Source organism: Streptomyces sp. NBC_01618 (genome assembly GCF_045209435.1).
Lineage (GTDB): Bacteria > Actinomycetota > Actinomycetes > Streptomycetales > Streptomycetaceae > Streptomyces.
On sequence record NZ_CP109297.1, the window covers coordinates 3,051,498 to 3,071,181 of the forward strand.

Sequence of the window (19,684 nt, forward strand, 5' to 3'; positions counted from 1 at the left end):
CCACCCGTACCGCCGGCTCAGTCGTCCAGGACCGAGAGGTCCTGTTCGGCCGCGGGCACCTCGACCGTTCCGCCGTCGTACGGCAGGGTCTGCACGGTGAACATCTCGATGCCGTTCTGCGGGAGGCTGAGCGTGCGTGCGGCGTGGACCGGGCCGCCCGACTCCGTCCGGACCGTCAGCGCGTAGCCGCCCTTGAGCCCGGACGGTACGGACGGGGTCACCGCGAGCGTCGTACCGCCCTTGACCGTGTACGTCTTGACGGTCTCTTCGCCGCCCTCGCTGCCCGCTGAGGCGATGACCTTCACGGTGGCGGTGGCGCCCGGCGCGGTGAGCGAGAGGGTCGATCCCTTGGCCCGGTTGTCGGCCGCGGTGGCCTGCGCGCCCACCGGACCGGTCGCCGGGATGTAGCCGACCTCCTGCCCGTCGCCCTTGCCGCGGATCACGCGCAGCGCGGCCACGACCGGGGTGCCCTTGCCGCCGTCGGCCGGGGTCAGCAGCAGGGAGCCGGCTTCGCCCCTGGTGATGTCCTTCAGGTCGACGCCCGCGGTCATCCTCGACTTGACGTGGAGGTCCTCGTGCCCGGCCGGGGAGATCGCGCCGTTCTTGCCGAGAAGTCTCACCTTCAGATCGGCGTCGTCGTCGCCGGGTGCGAAGGCCACCAGACGGACCGAGGTGGCGTCCGCCGGAATGCCTGGGAGCACCAGGGTGCCCGACGGGTCGGCCGAGGCGGCCAGCCAGTCGCTGCCCGTCTGCTCGTCCGCGGCCCGGACGACCGCGCCGACGCGTCCGGTACGGGTGGTGACGTGGACGGTCACGTCCTCGGCCGCCTCGCTGGTCAGCGTGGAGATCAGGACCGGGACACTGGACCGGGCGGGCACCGTGATGCCCTCACCGACGTCGGACTTGAGGGTGCCGTCCGGGCCGTACAGCTCGATGTCGGCGACGGCCGCGCTGTCGTCCGGGTTCGTGAGGTGGACGTAGTCCTCGCGGGACTTCGCGGTGCTCGCGGCCGGGAACCAGAAGTCCGTGTCGGGTCCGGTGCAGCTGACGCCGAGCAGGCCGCGGGCGCTGCCCGCCTCGACCGTGGTGGTCTGCTGGGCGGTCCAGCCGGGGGCCAGACGCCCGGTGGCGGTGCCGACGAGTGCGGGGGCGTCGGCGCCGGACGCGTCGGCGGTGGCCGGTTTGCCGGGCTCCTTGAGGGAGACGACCGGCTTTTCGGGATCCGCCTTCTTCTTGCCCTTCTCGTCCTTCTTGCCGTTCTCGTCGACGGTGGCGGACGTGGTCTGCTTCAGTTCGGCGGCCCCGGCCTCGCCGCCACTGCCGCTGCCGCCCGACGGGGTGAAGGACGTGTACGTCGTCTCCGCGAGGTCCGAGAGGCCGGGCGCCGGGCAGAGCAGGCTGGACCGTTCCACCGGCAGCCGGGCGGCGGCCTTCGCCTCCGTCGCACCCCCGCCGCCGGGCGCGGTGAGCGCGGCGAATCCGGTGACCGCGGCGAGGGCTGCGGCGCCCGCGATGAGGGACAGGCTGGTGGACTTCACTCGGACTCGCCTCGCGATGCGTTACCGGTCGGCCACGGGTACTGGCCGGGGGCGGGGTTCTCGTCGGGGTTCTGCGGGTCGTACGGGCCCTGCCCGCCGTAGCCGGCCTGAGGGTCGTAGGAGGCCTGCGGGTCGTACTGCGGGACCTGCGGGGCGTACGGGGCCTGCGCGTCGTACTGCTGTTGTTGCTGTTGCTGTTGCTGTTGCTGTTGCTGTTGCTGCTGGGCGTAGCCGTACGGGTCGTAGGCGTTCTGCTGGTACGGGTCCGCCGCGGCCTGGTGCTCGTGCTGCGCGCCGTACTGGCCGTCCTGGTACTGGTGCTCGCCGTGGTACTGCTGGTAGTCGGCGCCCTGGTGGTACTGCTGCGCGTCCCATTCGCCGTACTGCTGCTGCGGCACCGCCGCGTACTGACCGCTGTCGGCCTGCGGGGCGAAGACATCACTGTCGTCGCTCTGCTGCGGATCCGGCTGCGCCTGCTGAGGGGGCTGCGGCTCGGTGGTCTGCTGGGCGGGGATGTTCTGGCCCGCCGCGTCCGGTGCCTCCTCGGCGCTCCCGCTCCCGGCCTGCTCCGACTCCGCTTCCGCCTGGGCGGCCGCGCGGAGCCTGCGTGCCCGGCGCCCCTCGCCCGCGACCGGCTCCGCGGGCACCGTCATGGCCTCCTCGGGCAGGTCGTCGTCGATCTCCCGGCGGCGGCCCGGCAGGGCGAGGACCAGCAGGACCACGGCCAGCGCGCTCTGGGCCCAGATCCAGGCGGTGTGGCTGAGCGGGGTGTCGTACGTGAGGTCCAGCGTGCCGCCCTCGGCGGGGAGCTCGAAGCCCTGGGCCCAGCCGTCGACCGTCTTACGGGTCAGCGTCCGGCCGTTCAGCGTGGCCTGCCAGCCGGGGTCGGCGGCGTCCGCGATCCGCAGCACCCGGCCGGAACCGCCCGCCGGGATCTTGGTGTGCGCCTCGACGGGGAGGGCGCCCACGGGCAGCGGTTCGGCGCCGGCGTCGGACGGGACGATCATGACGCGGGCGACCTGCCGGTCGACCCGCCACAGCGCGCTGCCGTCCAGCTGGCTCAGCCTGCTGAGGCCCGGGGTCGCGTCGAGGACCCGGCTCATCTCCTTCGGAGCGCCGTCCCGTACCAGTACGTAACGGATCGCGAAGCCGCTGAGCTGGCTGCCCTGATCGGCGCCGGAGCCCGCGACCAGGTTGGCGACGACCTTGTCGAGGTGGCTGTTGTCGCCGCCCGCCTCGGCCAGTTCGGCGTCGCCGAGCCGCGCGCCGGAGCCGCGTACCAGGGTGTACGAGACGGTGGCGGGCGAGGTGCCGCCAAGGACCAGGGTGCGCGGCTGGTCGCGGGTGGCGCTCTCCTCCGCGACGAACGCCGGCACCTGCACCGGGTCGCGGCGCTCCAGCGGGCCCGCGGCGCCGCCGATCATCCAGCCGACGGCGGCCAGCGCCGGGGCGAGGCCCGCGGCGAGGGCGATCAGTGCGGCGACGGGCTGGCGCCAGCCGAAGCTGAGTTCGGCGACGCGTACCCGGGCGCCGTCCGCGCCCACCAGCGCGGCGGCGATCAGCGCGATGCCGTAGACGAGGGTGGCGGGGCCCGCCCAGCCCGAGCCGTTGGCGAGCGCGGCGAAGACCAGTGCCACGAGCGCGACGGCCCACGCGGTGCGCACCGCGAACTGCCGTTCCCCGCGCAGCAGCGCGGCCAGCGCGGCGAACACGATGCCGAGCAGCAGTACGCCGCCCGCGGCCTTGGGGCCGCCGGGGCTGATGCCGAGCAGGTCGAGTGCCGAGGCCGTGCCCGTACCGATGTCCAGGCCCGCCTCCTTCAGGAAGCCGGAGGGGCTGCCGAGGAGCGAGAGCGACCAGGGCGCGAGGACGAGCAGCGGCGTGCCGATCGCGGCGAGGAAGCGGAGCCCGTACGCGACGATGTCGTCGCGGCGCAGTGCCAGCACACCGATGCCGAGGACCACCGCGAGCGGCCAGACGATGGGCGTGAACGCCATCGCGAAGGTGAGGAGCAGCGTGTACGCCCAGGTGGCGCGCCAGCTTCCGCGGGCGTCGCCGTCGGCCCGCATGCCGTGCGCGGAGACGGCGGCGCGGGCGATCAGCGGGAGCACGACGGCCAGGACGGCGGTGCCGAGGCGGCCGGTCGCCAGTGCGCCGGTCGCGGCCGGCAGGAAGGCGTACGCGATGCTCGCCCAGGCCCGCAGCAGCCTCGATTCGAGCAGCGGCCGGGAGACGAAGTAGGCGGTAAGTCCGGCGAGCGGGACCGAGCAGACCAGCAGCAGCGTGAGCGCGAAGCCGGTCGAGCCGAGGAACAGCGCGGACAGCGCCGAGATGATGGCGAGATAGGGCGGCGCGGTCTGTGTGCCGCCGGTGCCGACCGGGTGCCAGCCGTCCGCGTACGCGCCCCACAGGCCGGAGACGTCGGCGGGCGCGGGCAGTAGCGCGCCGCCCGCGAGCGCTCCGCCGCCGAGCAGGCCGCGGCAGGCGACGAGCGAGACGAACAGCAGGACGGCGAAGAGCACCGGGCCCGGCTTGCGCCCGATCCGCTTCAGCCGCGCGAACTGCTCGATCTCCAGGAAGTCGGCGTCGTCACCGCCGGGACCGGACTCCACGGCGCCGTGCCGCGAGCCGCCCGAGTCGGCTTCGGAGCCGCTGCCGAAGTTTCCGGCGACCTGCTCGACGGTGGCACGGACGGTGGCACCGGGCGGCGGGAAGAGGCCGCGCAGTTCGGCCTGGTCGACGGCGCCCCTGCCGCGGCTGCGCCGGGCCGCGAGGATCCGTCCGGGGCGCAGCAGGGTGCCGAAGAGCCCGGCGACCTCGTCGAGGGCCTGGCCGGGCACCTTGCCGACGAGATAGGCGAGGGTACGCAGCAGCGTTCCGACGACGAGCCGGAGCATCACCCACGGCAGGGCCTTGGCGCGTGCGTTGACCAGCATCGTGTAGACGGCGCCGGCCTTGTCGACGCGGTGCGGGGAGGCGACGGAGCGTCCCGCGCAGTCGATGGGGCGGCGCTCGCGGGCGGACGCCTCGGCGTGTCTGAGGACGGCGTCGGGGGCGACGAGCACCCGGTGTCCCGCGGTGTGGGCGCGCCAGCACAGGTCGACGTCGTCACGCATCAGCGGGAGCCTGCGGTCGAACCCGCCGAGCTCCTCCCAGATGTCACGGCGGATCAGCATGCCCGCGGTGGATACGGAGAGCACGGTACGGACCTGGTCGTGCTGGCCCTGGTCCTGCTCGCGCCGGTCGAGTCCGGTCCAGCGGCGGCCGCTGTTGGCGATGGAGACGCCGACTTCGAGCAGCTGCCTGCGGTCGTACCAGCCGCGGAGTTTGGGGCCGACGATCGCGGCGTGCGGGTCGTTGTCGACGACGCGCAGCAGCTCGGCGAGCGCGTCGGGCTCGGGTGCGCAGTCGTCGTGGAGCAGCCAGAGCCATTGCACCGGTTCGCCGTGCGGCAGTTCGGGCAGGTCGTACGCGTCGTCGCGCCAGGTCCTGCTGGCGGGGTCCCAGCTGCTGGGGCGCTTCAGGTACGGCAGGTCTTCGGGGGTGAGGGCACCGGTCGTGCGGGTCGCCTCGTCGACGGCGGTGCCGAAGCTCGTACGGCGCGCAAGATGCAGGACGCGTTCGGCGCCGAGCGCCTCGGTGACCAGCCGCGCGGAGTCGTCGGCGCTGCCGGTGTCGGCGGCGACGACGTTCTGTACGGGGCGTTCCTGCCCGAGCAGCCCGGCGAGCGCGTCGGGCAGCCAGCGTGCGCCGTCATGGGAGACGAGCACGGCGGTGACGACGTGCCGGGGGAACTCTGGGGCGGCGGCGGCCGCGTACGGCGCCGTCGATTGGCTGTGCACGGACATCGAGGTACGGGCCCTCCGGCCGGGTCCGGGGGGACGTCCCCCCGGGGCTGCATCGGTGTACACGCGCGCGCCGTCGGGGCGTTGGCGCGTCTCGGACGGAGCCCCACACTAACGGTACGGATAACCCACGGTGGCGCCGAGCGGTTGAACGAGGGCCGAGACGGGGCGGAGGCGGGCCGGGCGGCGGAGCGACGGGGAGGAGGCGGGGCGAGCGCCGGAGCGACGGGGAGGGGCGGGCCGGGTGGTAGAGCGACGGGGAGGAGGCGGGGCGAGCGCCGGAGCGACGGGGAGGGGCGGGCCGGGTGGTAGAGCGACGGGGCAGGCGACGGACCGGCAGTAGAGCGACGGGGCAGGCGGCGGCGGACATGGCGATGGCCCGTCGCCTGTGGGCAGGATGCAGGCGACGGGCCATGGTCGGTCCCGGTCCGGAGCGCGGCCGGTGCTCGGGACGCACCCGGGTCGTGGTGATCCGGTGCGCGGTGTTCTGTTGTCGCGGCGCTCGGCGGCGCGCCCGTTGCCGCGGTGGTCCGGTGCCGCGGCGGTTCGCCGTCAGACAGCGGCCTTCTTCAGGCGGCGCCGTTCGCGTTCCGAGAGGCCGCCCCAGATTCCGAACCGTTCATCATTGGAAAGCGCGTACTCAAGGCATTCGGACCGGACTTCACAGGCGAGACAGACCTTCTTGGCCTCGCGGGTGGATCCGCCCTTCTCGGGGAAGAAGGACTCGGGATCGGTCTGCGCGCACAGTGCGCGCTCCTGCCAGCCGAGTTCCTCGTCCGCGTCCTCGACCAGCAGTTGCTGGAACAGCTCGGTCATGTGCGCCCCTCGTCTGTCTCTCGCGTCCCCGTGATGCAGCCGTTACTGATTGCGGCCGAACGACACGAGTGAAATTACAAGTGTGTAGCTCCGGGCCAGTCAAGCGAAGATCTGCTATTGGCCCCGGTATTCACTCTGCGGAACCAAGGGTATGCGGAAAGTGTGCAAATCTCCAAAAACCTGACATATGCCACCGGCTCCACCGCATCCCCTTCTCTCACTCAGTGAGACGACCGGTGCCACCGTCATGTTTCGATTCGATCACCGAAGCGATCAAGATCACAGTCGGGTCACAAGACCCCAACGACGTTTGCGGACACGGCTGATGCGCCACATCTCCGTCACAACGACCGCACAAACCTTTCTCCGTCGCCAGTAACCGGATGAGGTGAAATATTGCCTCCCAAATCGGGCATTGGGTTGACAGTGGCAGGTCGAGCCGGTCTCCTTGACTGCATGCCAGCGACCGCAGCGATGTACACCACCCACCTCCGTGGGTTCCGTACTGCTGTCCAGGCCCGCTGTTGCTGTTCGAGCTGTCGCAGCTGTTGACGCCGTAGGGCACCGGCTCCGATCCGGGCCGGTCCGGCTTCCAGCTCCTCTTGCGCAGAGCTTCCTCGCTGAGCGACTCCGTAGCGCCTTCTCTCCGCGTTTTTGTGGCTCTCAGGTCTCCGTGACACCCCGCACATGCACCTCCCATGCCGAGGAACCACCGCTTCCATGAACAGCGACAGCGACCTTCAGATCGCCGGCGACATCCTCGAGGTCCAGCACCTCCTCCAGCCGGCCCGCGAGCACCCTTCCACCGTGGCCGAGTTCGTCGGGCTCGCCCGCGCGATCGCCGCCGACCGCGCGCAGTGGGCGCCGCTCGTCCGGTACGACACCACCAGCCGCTGGTACCACCGGCTGCGCACCGTTCCCCAGGCTCCCGGCTCCGCCCAGGCAGGGCAGACCCCACTCGGTTACGAGGTGTGGCTGCTCAGCTGGGTCCCCGGCCAGGGCAGCGGGCACCACGACCACGGCCCGTCCTCCGGCGTACTGACCGTCCTGGACGGCCGGTTGACCGAGCACACCGAACGCGGCACGCGGACACTGGCCCCCGGCGCGCAGCGCGTCTTCGCACCCGGCTACGTGCACGAAGTGGTCAACGACTCCATCGAACCGGCCGTCAGTCTGCACATCTATTACCCGGGTCTGACCGAGATGCCGATGCACGCGGTGCAATGCGCCCCGGCGACCGTGGATGTCGTACCCGCCTGACAAACTGCTGTGCATGCGCATTGTGGTTCTGGCCGGCGGTATCGGTGGTGCTCGTTTTCTGCGTGGCCTCAAGCAGGCCGCGCCCGACGCGGACATCACGGTGATCGGCAATACCGGTGACGACATCCATCTGTTCGGGCTGAAGGTCTGCCCCGACCTCGACACCGTGATGTACACCCTCGGCGGTGGCATCAACGAGGAACAGGGCTGGGGGCGTACGGACGAGAGCTTCCACGTCAAGGAGGAACTCGCGGCGTACGGCGTGGGGCCCGAGTGGTTCGGGCTCGGCGACCGCGACTTCGCGACGCACATCGTCCGTACGCAGATGCTGGGCGCGGGCTATCCGCTGAGCGCCGTCACGGAGGCGCTCTGCGCGCGTTGGAAGCCGGGCGTCCGGCTGCTGCCGATGTCCGACGACCGGGTCGAGACGCATGTCGCGGTCGACCTGGACGGCGAGCGCAGAGCGATCCACTTCCAGGAGTACTGGGTGAAGCTGCGTGCCTCGGTCGAGGCGCAGGCGGTCGTGCCGGTCGGCGCCGAGCAGGCCAAGCCGGCGCCGGGCGTGCTGGAGGCCCTCGCCAAGGCCGATGTCATCCTCTTCCCGCCGTCCAACCCCGTCGTGTCGGTGGGGACGATCCTCGCCGTGCCCGGGATCCGGGAGGCGATCGCCGAGGCCGGGGTGCCGGTCGTCGGCCTCTCCCCCATCGTCGGGGACGCGCCCGTGCGCGGGATGGCGGACAAGGTGCTCGCCGCGGTGGGCGTCGAGTCGACGGCGTCGGCCGTGGCCCGGCACTACGGCTCCGGGCTGCTCGACGGATGGCTCGTCGACACGGTGGACGCCGGGGCGGTCGACGAGGTGGAGGCCTCGGGGATCCGGTGCCGTGCCGTGCCACTGATGATGACGGACGCCGACGCCACGGCTGAGATGGCGCGGCAGGCGTTGGCGCTGGCCGGGGAGGTACGGGCGTGAGCGCCGAGTCCTCCGGCGAGGCTCCCTCGTACCGGGTCTGGGCGCTGCCCGGGATGCCCGAGGTGCGGGCCGGGGACGATCTGGCGAAGCTGATCGCCGCCGCCGGGCCGGAGCTGGTCGACGGTGACGTCCTGCTGGTCACATCGAAGATCGTCTCCAAGGCGGAGGGCCGGATCGTCGAGGCCACCGACCGGGAAGCGGCGATCGACGCCGAGACGGTACGGGTGGTGGCGCGCCGCGGCGCGCTGCGGATCGTCGAGAACCGGCAGGGTCTCGTCATGGCCGCAGCCGGGGTCGACGCCTCGAACACCCCTGCCGGAACGGTGCTGTTGCTTCCCGAGGATCCGGATGCCTCGGCGCGCGCCATCCGGGACGGGCTGCGGGACACCCTCGGCGTCGAGGTCGGGGTCGTCGTCACGGACACCTTCGGGCGGCCGTGGCGCAACGGGCTGACCGATGTCGCGATCGGGGCTGCCGGGGTCCTGGTGCTGGACGATCTGCGGGGCGGCACGGACGCGTACGGCAATCCGCTGAGCGCGACCGTCGTCGCCACCGCCGATGAGCTGGCCGCGGCCGGTGATCTGGTCAAGGGCAAGGCTTCGGGGCTGCCGGTCGCGGTGGTGCGGGGGCTCGGTCATGTCGTGGACCCGACGGACTCCGCGGGCGGTGCCCGGGCGATGGTGCGGGTCGCTGCCGATGACATGTTCCGGCTCGGCACGTCCGAGGCGGTACGGGAGGCGGTGACCCTGCGGCGTACGGTGCGCGAGTTCACCGACGACCCGGTGGACCCGGGGGCGGTGCGGCGAGCCGTGGCCGCGGCGGTGACGGCACCGGCGCCGCATCACACGACGCCGTGGCGCTTCGTGCTCCTGGAGTCGGAGGGGGCGCGGACCCGGCTGCTCGACGCGATGCGGGATGCGTGGATCGCGGATCTGCGCCGGGACGGCCGCGGCGAGGAGTCGATCGCGAAGCGGGTACGGCGGGGCGATGTACTGCGCCGGGCGCCGTATCTGGTGGTGCCGTGCCTGGTGATGGACGGCTCCCACACGTACGGGGACGAGCGGCGGGACACGGCGGAGCGCGAGATGTTCGTGGTCGCCGCGGGGGCCGGCATCCAGAACTTCCTGGTGGCGCTGGCGGGCGAGCGGCTCGGCTCGGCGTGGGTGTCGTCGACGATGTTCTGCCGCGATGTGGTGCGGGAGGTGCTGGAACTGCCGGAGTCGTGGGACCCGTTGGGGGCGGTTGCGGTGGGGCGTCCGGCGGTGGCGCCCGCGGCGCGGGCGGTACGGGGTGCGGATGAGTTCGTCGCGGTGCGGTGAGGCGGGAGCGGGGGCGGCGGTGCCTCCCCGCTACAGGCGGGCGATGTCGCCTCGGGTCATGCGTGGGGCCCGGCGGGGTGGGGTGCGGCCCGAGAGCAGGATGAGGCGGGTCGCCCGGTGGCGCTGGCCCTCGTAGGGGGCGAGAAGGGCCAGCATTTCCTCGTCGTCGGCGTTTCTGTTCCCCGCCAGGGCGTGGCCGACGATGCCGGGGAGATGGAGATCGCCGACCGTGACCGCGTCCGCCGCGCCGTTCGAGCGCTGGAGGGTCTCGGCCGAGGTCCAGGGGCCGATGCCGGGGATCAGTTCCAGCCGGGCCATGGCCTGCGGGAGCTCCATGGCGGCCGCCTCCTCCAGCCGGCGGGCCACCCGTACCGCGCGCAGGATCGTGGCCGAGCGCTTGGCGTCGACGCCCGCGCGGTGCCATTCCCAGGACGGGATCAGTGACCAGGTGCGGGCGTCCGGCATGACGTGCAGGCCGAGGGCGGTGAACGCGGCATCGTCCGCGGGGCCGGGTGCCGGGGTGCCGTGGGTGCGGACCAGGTGGCGCCAGGCGCGGTAGGCCTCGTCCGTGGTGACCTTCTGTTCGAGGATCGACGGGATCAGGGACTCCATGACCAGGCCGGTGCGCAGCAGGCGCAGGCCGGGGCGGCTGTGCCGGGTCAGGGCGAGCAGCCGGTGGCGCGGGCGGAAAACGTCCGGGTCGTCCGTCGCGCCGAGCAGTGTCGGCAGCTGGTCCAGCAGCCAGGGCGCGCCCCGTCCCCAGGCCGCCGCCTCGATCCGGCCACCCCGGGCCGTGAGGCGGAGGGTGCCGGGGCCCGCGGGCGTGCGGCCGGCCCGCCAGACCGTGCCGTCCCGGGTCATCCGGAAGGTGGGGTCGGCGGGGCCGCGGCGCAGTGGGCCGAGGACCAGGCGCAGGTCGAGCGGGCCGGGCGGGGTCCAGTCGCGGGTCAGCGCGTCCGTCGCCGGAGCCGCCGCCTGGTGCGGGACGGCCGCGCGAGGGGCACTGCGGGGTGCGAATCGTCCTGCCACGGTGAGGTCCTCGGTCGTCGGGGGTGCCTGTCGAGGGTAAGCGCAGTGGCGGGTGCCCGGGGCCGGTTGTTCGTCCTACTCGCCTGTTCGCCCTACTCGCCTGTTCGTCCTACTCGCCTGTTCGTCCTACTCGTCGGACGAGAAGCGCACCGATGCGTCCGGCAGGACCGCCCCGCACCAGACGCGGACTCCGGCGCGCAGTTCGTTGTCGGCGCCGACCCGCGCCCCGTCCCCGATGACCGCTCCCTCGATCACCGTACGCCTGCCGATCCTGGCACCGGCTCCGACCAGCGAGTCCGTGATCACGGCTCCCGGTTCGACGACCGCGCCGGCCAGCACCGCGGAGCCGTCGATCCGGGCTCCCTCGCCGATCAGGGCGCCCTCGCCGATGACCGTACCGCCGCTGAGTTTGGCGTCGGCGGCCACCGAGGCCGTCGGCAGGACGAGCCGGTCGCCGCACCGGCCGGGCACGGCCGGGGACGGGGCGCGGCCCAGTACCAGGTCGGCGGAGCCGCGTACGAAGGCCTGCGGGGTGCCGAGGTCCAGCCAGTACGTGGAGTCGACCATGCCCTGGAGGTGTGCGCCGGAGGCAAGCAGTCCGGGGAACGTCTCGCGCTCGACGGAGACCGGGCGGCCGGCCGGGATGGTGTCGATGACCGACCGGCGGAAGATGTACGCCCCCGCGTTGATCTGGTCGGTGACGATCTCCTCGGGCGTCTCGGGTTTCTCCAGGAACGCGGTGACCCTGCCGGTGCCGTCCGTCGGTACGAGGCCGAAGGCGCGCGGGTCCTCGACCCGGGTGAGGTGGAGGGAGACGTCCGCTCCGGATGTGGTGTGCGAGGCGGCCAGCGCCCGTATATCGAGGCCGGTGAGGATGTCACCGTTGAAGACGAGCACCGGTTCGTCGGGACCCGCGGCGAGCCGGGACGCGACGTTGCGTATCGCGCCGCCGGTACCGAGGGGTTCGCGTTCGGTGACGTACTCGATGTGGAGACCGAGCGACGAACCGTCCCCGAAGTACGGTTCGAAGACCTCCGCCAGATACGACGTCGCGAGCACGATGTGCTCGACCCCGGCGGCCCGGGCACGCGCCAACTGGTGCGTGAGGAACGGGACGCCCGCTGCCGGGACCATGGGCTTCGGGGTGTGCACCGTGAGCGGGCGCAGTCTGGTTCCCTTGCCGCCGACCAGGAGGATCGCTTCTCTTGCCTCTGTCACAGCGCTGACTCTGCTTCCTGGTGGGGCCTGTCCTGGTTTCGGCTGGCCAGTGTATGCAGACCGGTACGGCCGTCCCCGGTCAGCGGCCCTGCAGCTGCGCCGAGGTGGTCCGGGCCGAGCCGAGCTTCTTGTAGAGACGCGCTCCGGGGCATTCGGTTGCGAAACCGTCCCGGTGGCCGGAGATGACGTTGAGTTTGGCCTTCGTCCCCTTCTTGAACTTGTTCCCGCCGCCGGAGACGAGCGTGACCTTGCCCCGCGGGTCGGCTCCGAACAGGCCGAGCTTCCAGGCGGTGAGTTCCGCGACGGCGTTCACCGCGGCGGCGGGCGGGTTCGAGCTGGTGAAGGTGCCGAGCACGGCGATGCCCATGCTGTTGGTGTTGAAGCCGAGCGTGTGGGCTCCCAGAACGGGCTTCGTCACGCCTCCCGCCCTCCCTTCGTAGATGTTTCCGCACTTGTCGACGGCGAAGTTGTAGCCGATGTCGCGCCAGCCGCTGCTCTTGACGTGGTAGCGGTAGACGCCGCGCAGGACCGCGGGCGCCTGGGAGCACGTGTAGTTGTTGCCCGTGGCGCTGTGGTGGATGAACGCGGCCTTGACGCTCTTGGTGTACACGAAGGCGCTCTCCCGGAGCTTCTCGTCGGCGCCCCAGCCCTTGCGGGTGATGATGCGCGGGCGGGGTCCGATGTACGGCTGGGCGCCGGGCGCGAGTCCGGCCTCCGCCTCGCCGAGGGCCTCGGTCTCCTGCTTGCTCAGGGCGGGGAGCACGCTCGGTTCGAGCGGTGTGGTGCGGCCGTCGGTGTCGGCGTCGGGGATGTCGGCGTCGGGGATGTCGGCGGTGCCCCAGGCGTCACTGGTGTCTCCGGTGTCTCCGGTGTCTCCGGTGTCTCCCCCGCCCCCGGCGTCGCCGGCGTTCCGCGCGTTCCCGGTGGTCCCGGTGTTCCCGGTGGTCCCGGCGTTCCCGGCGTCTGCCTCGGCGCCCGCTGCGGGGAGTTGCTGCGGGTCCTTTCCGGGGTCGACGAGTTCGAGGCGCAGGCCGGTGGGCAGCGGTACGGCGGGGGAGGTCCGGTCCTGCGGGTCGGACGCCTCCGGGTGTACCCGGACCGCGACACCGTCCGATTCACCGACCCAGAGCGGGGCGGTCGAGCCGCGGACGGTGCCGGACTCGCGCTCGGCGGTCCCGGGGTCGGCGGCATGCTCGGCGTTGTGCGTCTCCAGGTCCTGCCAGTCGGACCAGCGGGTGGTGCCGATGGCGCGGGTACGGACCTGGACGGTGCCGTGGAGTTCGGTGTCGACGTCGTTCCAGACGACGCCGACCAGGGAGAACGGGCGGACCTCGCGTTCGGGCAGCCCCTGTTCGGCGGCCTCGGCGGTCCGGGTGGGTTCGTCGGTGGCCCGGCCGGACGCATCCGGCAGGGGCGACATCGGCAGGGACTGCGTCGAGCCCGCCACGTCGGAGGGCTCGGCGGACTCGGCGGGGGCTGTGGAGGTGTCGGCGGGGGCAGTGGCGGTGTCGGCGCCCGCGGGCGCGGCCGACGGCAGTACGAGAGCCGCCGCGCAGGTGACACCGATCGAAGATGCAATGAAGGCACGCATACGAACGATCCTGGCCATATACCGGCAACTCCGGCTACCCGGGTATCTCCGCGCATTTGACGGGCCGTCTGTCCAACCGGTGTACCCCGCGCCCGTCCGCCCCACCCGGCCCGGCGCCGCCGCGTACCCTTGCGCGGATGAACGCCACCGACCGCACCCCCGCCGACCTGCTGCGTTCCGCGCTCGCCGCGGACCCGGCCCGCCCCTTGGTCACTTTCTACGACGACGCCACCGGAGAACGCGTCGAACTGTCGGTGGCCACCTTCGCCAATTGGGTGGCCAAGACCGCCAACCTCCTCCAGGGCGACCTCGCCGCGGAGCCCGGTGACCGGCTCGCCCTTCTGCTGCCCGCGCACTGGCAGTCCGCGGTGTGGCTGCTCGCCTGTTCCTCGGTCGGCGTGATCGCCGACGTGCAGGGCGACCCGGCCGGCGCCGACCTCGTCGTCAGCGGCCCGGACACGCTGGAGGCCGCGCGCGCCTGCCGCGGCGAGCGGGTCGCCCTGGCGCTGCGCCCGCTGGGCGGCAGGTTCCCGCGGACGCCCGAGGGTTTCGCGGACTACGCGGTCGAGGTGCCGGGCCAGGGCGACCGGTTCGCCCCGTTCGCCCCGGTGGACCCGGACGCTCCCGCGCTCGCGGTGGGCGGCGGCGAGCTGACCGCGGCGCAACTGGTGGCGCGGGCCCGCGAGGACGCGGCCGCCCTCGGCCTGACCGCCGGGTCGCGGCTGCTGACGGGACGTACGTACGACACCTGGGACGGCCTGAGCGCGGGGCTGTTCGCGCCGCTGGCCGCCGGGGCCTCCGTGGTCCTGTGCCGGCACCTGGGACAGCTGGACGAGGACGGTCTTGCCAAGCGCGTCGAGAGTGAACGGGTCACCAACAGCACGGTATGACAAGCGCCCTGCGGATCACTCGTCCGGCCCACAGCGGGCCGAGTCCTCGGGGCTGCGCGTCAACTCCGGTACATCATCGGCGGTACAGACCACTCGGGATACAACCAAGCGTGAGGTCCAGCCGTCTACTCCTGCGACCGGCGGCCCAACGCGCCGCCGAACGTGAAGGATGGACGCAGACGTGAGCGAAAGCGCCGGACCGCCGGACGACTCCGACGACTCGGCCGCGGGCCCGGGCACGTCGCAGGCCGGGGACGGCTCCGGCCCGGAACCCCTTGCCGGGCACAGGCACCACTGGCTTCGCTGGACCGCGCTCGGCGTCTCGCTCGTCGTCCTGGTCGCGGCGGGCGGCGGCTGGTGGCTGTACCGGAAACTCGACGGCAACATCAGGACCGACACCTCCGCGGCGGCCGAGCTCAAGGTGTACGAGCGGGAGCGGCCCGCCACCGTGGTGCACGACGCGGAGAACATCCTGCTCATCGGCTCCGACAGCCGGGCCGGTGACAACCGCGAGTACGGGCGGGACGACGGCGGCAGCCAACGCTCCGACACCACGATCCTGCTGCACCTCGCCGCGGACCGGAAGAGCGTCACCGCGATGTCCCTGCCGCGCGATCTGATGGTGCGGATCCCGGTCTGCCACACACCGGACGGCAAGGCCACGAAGAAACAATTCGCCCAGTTCAACTGGGCCTTCGAGTTCGGTGGTACCGCCTGCACGGTGCGTACGGTCGAGAAGCTGACCGGCGTCCGCATCGACCACCAGATGGTCGTCGACTTCAACGGCTTCAAGGACATGGTCGACGCGGTGAACGGTGTCGAGGTCTGCCTCACGAAGCCGGTCGACGACCCCGACGCCCATCTGAAGCTCCCCGCCGGACGCCAGAAGCTCGACGGCGAGCAGGCGCTTGGGTACGTACGGGCCCGCAAGTCCATCGGCAACGGCAGCGACACCGAACGGATGGACCGCCAGCAGCGGTTCCTGGGCGCGCTGGTCAACAAGGTGCAGAGCAATGGCGTACTGCTCAACCCGACCCGTCTCTATCCGGTGCTGGACGCGGCCACCAAGGCGCTGACCACGGATCCGGGCCTGGACACCCTCAAGGACCTGTACGAGCTGGTACGCGGCCTGCGCGACGTACCGACCGACAAGGTGCAGTTCCTGACCGTGCCCCGGCAGCCGTACGCCGCCGACCCGAACCGGGACGAACTCGTCCAGCCCGACGCGGACCGGCTCTTCAAGCGGCTGCGTGAGGACGCCCCGGTCGCCGTCGTTCCCGCGGACCGGCTCGACGGCAACAAGGACGGCGGGGATGACGCCGGGAAGAACAACGGGAAAAACAATGCCCCGGCCGATACACCGGGCGCCGCGGACCCGAGTCCCACACCGACCTATTCGGGCAACAACGCGGCGGCGGACCTGTGCAAGCAGTAAAGCAATTCCCAAGCAGAAGCCGATGATCGGCGTGTAATGAGCAGAATGACCAGTTGTAAGGACCGTGGAATTTGTCACGCTCGTCGCTCAACGCCGAACTGGGCCGATAGTGTGACGCGATCCGGTGCTTCCGGCCGTCAGGCCGCGCACTTCCGGAGCGAAAGATCGAGCGCCTGATCGGGGAGGCGCCTCGCGTGGCACCGACGGAGGACTCAAGCAACCGTGGATGCGCAAAGCCGTGGGCGGTCGAACAATATCGACCCCGCAGACCAGTGGGTTCTCAATCCGCACACCGGTGATTACGAACTGCGACTGAATAATTCCGGAGGGGATTCGGCCGGTGCTTCCCAGGCTCCGGGCCCGCGCATCCCGCGTCGCAGAGAGCCGGACCGTGAAGGCAGCGGCGGGCGCAGAAACACGTCCCGTGACGGCGATGGCGAGCGCCGGGGACAGTCCCGGCGTGACGGGCAGGAATCCGGTCCGCGCCGCGAGGTGCCGGGGCAGCGCGGGCGCCGCTCGGCCAATGGCCCGCGCGGCCAGGAGGGTTCCGGCCGCGGCGACACGGCGGGCCGCCGCAGCCGCAAGGCCCCCAAGGCGCGCCGCAAGAAGGCGCTGCTGTGGACGGGCGGCGTGATGGCCTTCGTACTCGTCGGCCTGTCGGTGGGCGTATACGCGCTCTACCAGCACTTCAACGGCAACCTGAGCACCGTCGACGTGGGCGGGGCCGGCAACAAGAACGTCTTCGACAACGACGCCCCGGTCAACATCCTGATCATCGGTACCGACAAGCGCACCGGCAAGGGCAACGAGGGATACGGCGACAAGGACAGCGTGGGCCACGCCGACACCAACATCCTCTTCCACGTCTCCAAGGACCGCACCAACGCGACGGCGCTCAGCATCCCCCGCGACATGATCACCAACATCCCGGACTGCGAGACCACGCAGCCGGACGGCACGAAGAAGGTCATTCCGGGGACGCAGAACGTCCGCTTCAACGAGAGCCTCGGCCAGGAGGACCGCGACCCGGGCTGCACCATGCGTACGGTCGAGGAGATCACCGGCCTGAAGCCCGACCACTTCATGATGGTCGACTTCAACGCGGTTAAGGAGCTGTCCACCGCGGTCGGCGGCGTCAAGATCTGTCTGGCCAAGCCGGTCAAGGACAAGGATTCGCATCTGGACCTGTCGGAGGGTGAGCACCGGATCCAGGGCGAGGACGCCCTGGCGTTCGTACGGACCCGGCACAGCTTCGGCAACGAGAGCGACCTGGACCGGATCAAGGTCCAGCAGCAGTTCATCGCCTCGATGATCCGGCAGATGCAGTCGGACGACACCCTGACCAGCCCGACCAAGCTGTTCAAGCTGGCGAACGCGGCAACCAGTGCGCTCACCGTGGACACCGGCATCGGGTCGCCGAAGAAGCTGGCCTCGCTGGCCCAGGAACTCGGCAAGGTCAACACCAAGAACATCACCTTCACGACGGTGCCGGTGATGGACAACCCGGCCGAGAAGGTCCGTGCCACCGTCGTGCTGGACACGGCCAAGGCCGACCCGCTGTTCGCCATGATGCGCGAGGACACCTCGCTCACCGAGGTGAAGGAGCAGAAGAAGGCCGCGAAGAGCAAGCAGGACGCGGTCCTCAAGGGCACCAAGGCCGCCGCGGCCGACGTACGGGTCGATGTGTACAACGGCGGCAAGGTCCCCGGTGCCGCGCAGACGACCGTCGTCTGGCTGCAGAACAACCAGGGCGTGCTCAAGTCCACGAACAAGGCCAACGCCCCGGCGAAGATCGACAAGACGACGCTGGAGTACGCACCGAACCAGGCGGACCAGGCCCGTGCGCTGGCCGCCATGATGGGCCTGCCCGGCTCGGCCCTGAAGCAGGGCACCACGGACGCCGAGGGGCTCCAGGCGATGGTGCTGACCCTGGGCGCCGACTTCAAGGGGGCGGGCATCCCCATCACGGGACCGGCAAAGGTGCCGGACGGCATTCAGCAGGCAAACGCCGACAAGGCAGAGTGCGCCAAGTGACACCGGGTCACTGCGCCGAACCACGAGTCTGAGCAGCAGGGGGGGTCCTGGTGGGACGGAGCGGTACGCCCGGGGAGGGGACGCGACCACGCGTCCGGCACGCCGGTCGACTCGGCCGGGACGACGGGCTCTACGCGGACGCCCCGGAGAAGGGCCCCGACATCGGCGCGGACGGCGGCCATCGCAAGGGCGGGGCGCGGCACGGCAAGAAGGGCAAACGCCGCGTACTGCGCTGGGTCGCCTCGGTCCTCTCCCTCGTCATAATCGGCGGCGCCGTCGCCGGATACCTCTACGTAGAGCACCTCAACGGGAACCTCAAGAAGGCGGACCTGACGCTCGGCGACAAGAAGATGGCCGACCACAAGGTCAACGCCGCCGGTCAGACCCCGCTGAACATCCTGCTCATAGGTTCGGACGCGCGGGACTCCAAGGAGAACCAGAAGCTCGGCGGGGCCAGGGACACCTTCGGGGCGTCGCCCCTGGCCGACGTACAGATGCTGCTCCATCTCTCCGCCGACCGCAGCAACATGTCGGTGATCAGCATGCCGCGCGACACACTGCTGAAGATCCCGAAGTGCACCGACCCGAAGACGAAGCACGTCTACCCCGCGACCACGGGCCTGGCGATGACCAACGAGACGCTCCGCCGCGGTGGTCCCGGGTGCACCGTGGCCACCTGGTACGAGCTCACCGGCATCACCATCGACCACTTCATGATGATCGACTTCTCCGGTGTGGTCTCGATGGCCGACGCGATCGGCGGCGTCCCGGTCTGCGTCAAGGGCAACGTCTACTCCCACACGCGCGACGGCAAGGGCTCCGGGCTGAAGCTGGAGGAGGGCACCACCAAGGTCAAGGGCAAGCAGGCCCTTCAGTGGCTGCGGACCCGCTACGGTTTCAAGGACGGCACCGACCTCAGCCGTACCCAGGCCCAGCACATGTACTTGAACTCGATGGTCCGTGAGCTGCGCAAGGGCACCAAGCTCACCGACCCGGGCAAGCTGATGAGACTCGCCGAGGCAGCGACCAACGCGCTGACGGTCGACAAGGGCGACAAGGGCCTCGGCAGCGTCACGAAGCTGTACAACCTCGCGGGCGAGCTCAAGAAGGTGCCCACCAAGCGCATCACGATGACGACGATGCCGAACGTCTACGGAACGGGCGTGGACAAGGGCCGGGTGCTCCCCAAGCCCGTCGACGCCGATCAGCTGTTCCGGATGGTCCGCGACGACGTCCCGCTCGACGGCAAGGCCTCCAAGCGCAAGGCCCCGGTCGCCAAGAAGCCCACGGCGCCCGTCGCCGAGATCCCGGTCAGCGTCCGCAACGGCACCCGCACCGACACCGAGTACCCGGTCAAGGGCCGCGCCATGGCGGTCAAGGAACTGCTGGCCGGGAAGGGCTTCACCCAGGCCACGATCGACTCGCAGAACACCGACGCGGCGGCACGGACCGGGGTGCTCTTCCCCAGCGTGGACATGGAGGGCAATGCCCAGGCCGTGGCCGAGGCGCTCGGCATTCCGCTGACGGCGGTGAAGAAGTCGACCGCGGTCTCCGGTATCACGCTGACCGTGGGCGCGGACTGGCGCGAGGACGGGGACTATGCCGCGCCCAGCGCCGAGGAGAAGACGCCGGAGAGCGCCCGCGCCCTGAACGGCGACGACGAGACGGCCTGCATGGACATCCAGCCGGGGTTCGGCTGGTAGCCGACACGGTTGGGGGCCCTCCGGTGCACCCGGAGG

Annotated in this window: 12 protein-coding genes and 1 pseudogene; 7 read left to right on the top strand and 6 right to left on the bottom strand. The window is 71.4% G+C overall.

Annotated features, from left to right (window positions below):
* Positions 1-17: 17 nt before the first annotated feature.
* The 3 genes from OH735_RS14255 to OH735_RS14265 form a co-directional block, all read right to left on the bottom strand.
* Positions 18-1,538 (bottom strand): DUF5719 family protein, encoded by a 1,521-nt coding sequence (locus tag OH735_RS14255; RefSeq protein ID WP_406381867.1) that lies wholly within the window; start codon positions 1,536-1,538, stop codon positions 18-20.
* Positions 1,535-5,386 carry a glycosyltransferase gene (locus tag OH735_RS14260; RefSeq protein ID WP_406381868.1) on the bottom strand — a complete coding sequence of 1,284 codons (3,852 nt, stop codon included), beginning with the start codon at positions 5,384-5,386 and terminating at the stop codon, positions 1,535-1,537. The genes OH735_RS14255 and OH735_RS14260 overlap by 4 nt, the downstream gene beginning before the upstream one ends.
* Before the next feature lie 549 nt (positions 5,387-5,935).
* Positions 5,936-6,199 carry a WhiB family transcriptional regulator gene (locus tag OH735_RS14265; protein ID WP_030927001.1) on the bottom strand — a complete coding sequence of 88 codons (264 nt, stop codon included), beginning with the start codon at positions 6,197-6,199 and terminating at the stop codon, positions 5,936-5,938.
* A 720-nt stretch (positions 6,200-6,919) separates the two neighbouring features.
* Between OH735_RS14265 and OH735_RS14270 the strand changes: the two genes are divergently transcribed.
* The 3 genes from OH735_RS14270 to OH735_RS14280 are packed head-to-tail and all read left to right on the top strand — an operon-like array spanning position 6,920 to position 9,748.
* Positions 6,920-7,459 (top strand): cysteine dioxygenase, encoded by a 540-nt coding sequence (locus OH735_RS14270; RefSeq protein ID WP_406381869.1) that lies wholly within the window; start codon positions 6,920-6,922, stop codon positions 7,457-7,459.
* Between the two features lie 13 nt (positions 7,460-7,472).
* Positions 7,473-8,429 carry a 2-phospho-L-lactate transferase gene (gene cofD, locus OH735_RS14275; RefSeq protein ID WP_406381870.1) on the top strand — a complete coding sequence of 319 codons (957 nt, stop codon included), beginning with the start codon at positions 7,473-7,475 and terminating at the stop codon, positions 8,427-8,429.
* The gene (locus OH735_RS14280) at positions 8,426-9,748 is read left to right on the top strand and encodes a coenzyme F420-0:L-glutamate ligase (protein ID WP_406381871.1); all 1,323 of its coding nucleotides are present in this window, start codon (positions 8,426-8,428) and stop codon (positions 9,746-9,748) included. Before cofD ends, OH735_RS14280 begins: the two co-directional genes overlap by 4 nt.
* A gap of 30 nt (positions 9,749-9,778) precedes the next feature.
* On the opposite strand, the gene OH735_RS14285 is transcribed toward OH735_RS14280, so the two are convergent.
* The 3 genes from OH735_RS14285 to OH735_RS14295 form a co-directional block, all read right to left on the bottom strand.
* The gene (locus tag OH735_RS14285) at positions 9,779-10,777 is read right to left on the bottom strand and encodes a DNA-3-methyladenine glycosylase family protein (RefSeq protein ID WP_406381872.1); all 999 of its coding nucleotides are present in this window, start codon (positions 10,775-10,777) and stop codon (positions 9,779-9,781) included.
* Between the two features lie 126 nt (positions 10,778-10,903).
* A complete protein-coding gene (locus OH735_RS14290; RefSeq protein ID WP_406381874.1) occupies positions 10,904-11,995 on the bottom strand; it encodes a sugar phosphate nucleotidyltransferase in 1,092 nt (363 codons plus the stop codon).
* Between the two features lie 79 nt (positions 11,996-12,074).
* Entirely contained in the window at positions 12,075-13,586 is a 1,512-nt protein-coding gene (locus OH735_RS14295) for an N-acetylmuramoyl-L-alanine amidase (protein ID WP_406381875.1), read from the bottom strand.
* Between the two features lie 137 nt (positions 13,587-13,723).
* Between OH735_RS14295 and OH735_RS14300 the strand changes: the two genes are divergently transcribed.
* The 4 genes and pseudogenes from OH735_RS14300 (at position 13,724) to OH735_RS14315 (ending at position 19,648) form a co-directional block, all read left to right on the top strand.
* Complete coding sequence (locus OH735_RS14300; protein ID WP_406381876.1) at positions 13,724-14,476, top strand: TIGR03089 family protein; 753 nt, start codon at positions 13,724-13,726, stop codon at positions 14,474-14,476.
* Positions 14,477-14,648: 172 nt separating this feature from the next.
* Positions 14,649-15,911, top strand: a pseudogene (locus tag OH735_RS14305) (LCP family protein); the annotation flags it as partial.
* A gap of 222 nt (positions 15,912-16,133) precedes the next feature.
* Entirely contained in the window at positions 16,134-17,945 is a 1,812-nt protein-coding gene (locus OH735_RS14310; RefSeq protein WP_406381877.1) for an LCP family protein, read from the top strand.
* 50 nt (positions 17,946-17,995) lie between these two features.
* Positions 17,996-19,648 (top strand): LCP family protein, encoded by a 1,653-nt coding sequence (locus OH735_RS14315; RefSeq protein WP_406381878.1) that lies wholly within the window; start codon positions 17,996-17,998, stop codon positions 19,646-19,648.
* Positions 19,649-19,684 lie beyond the last annotated feature (36 nt).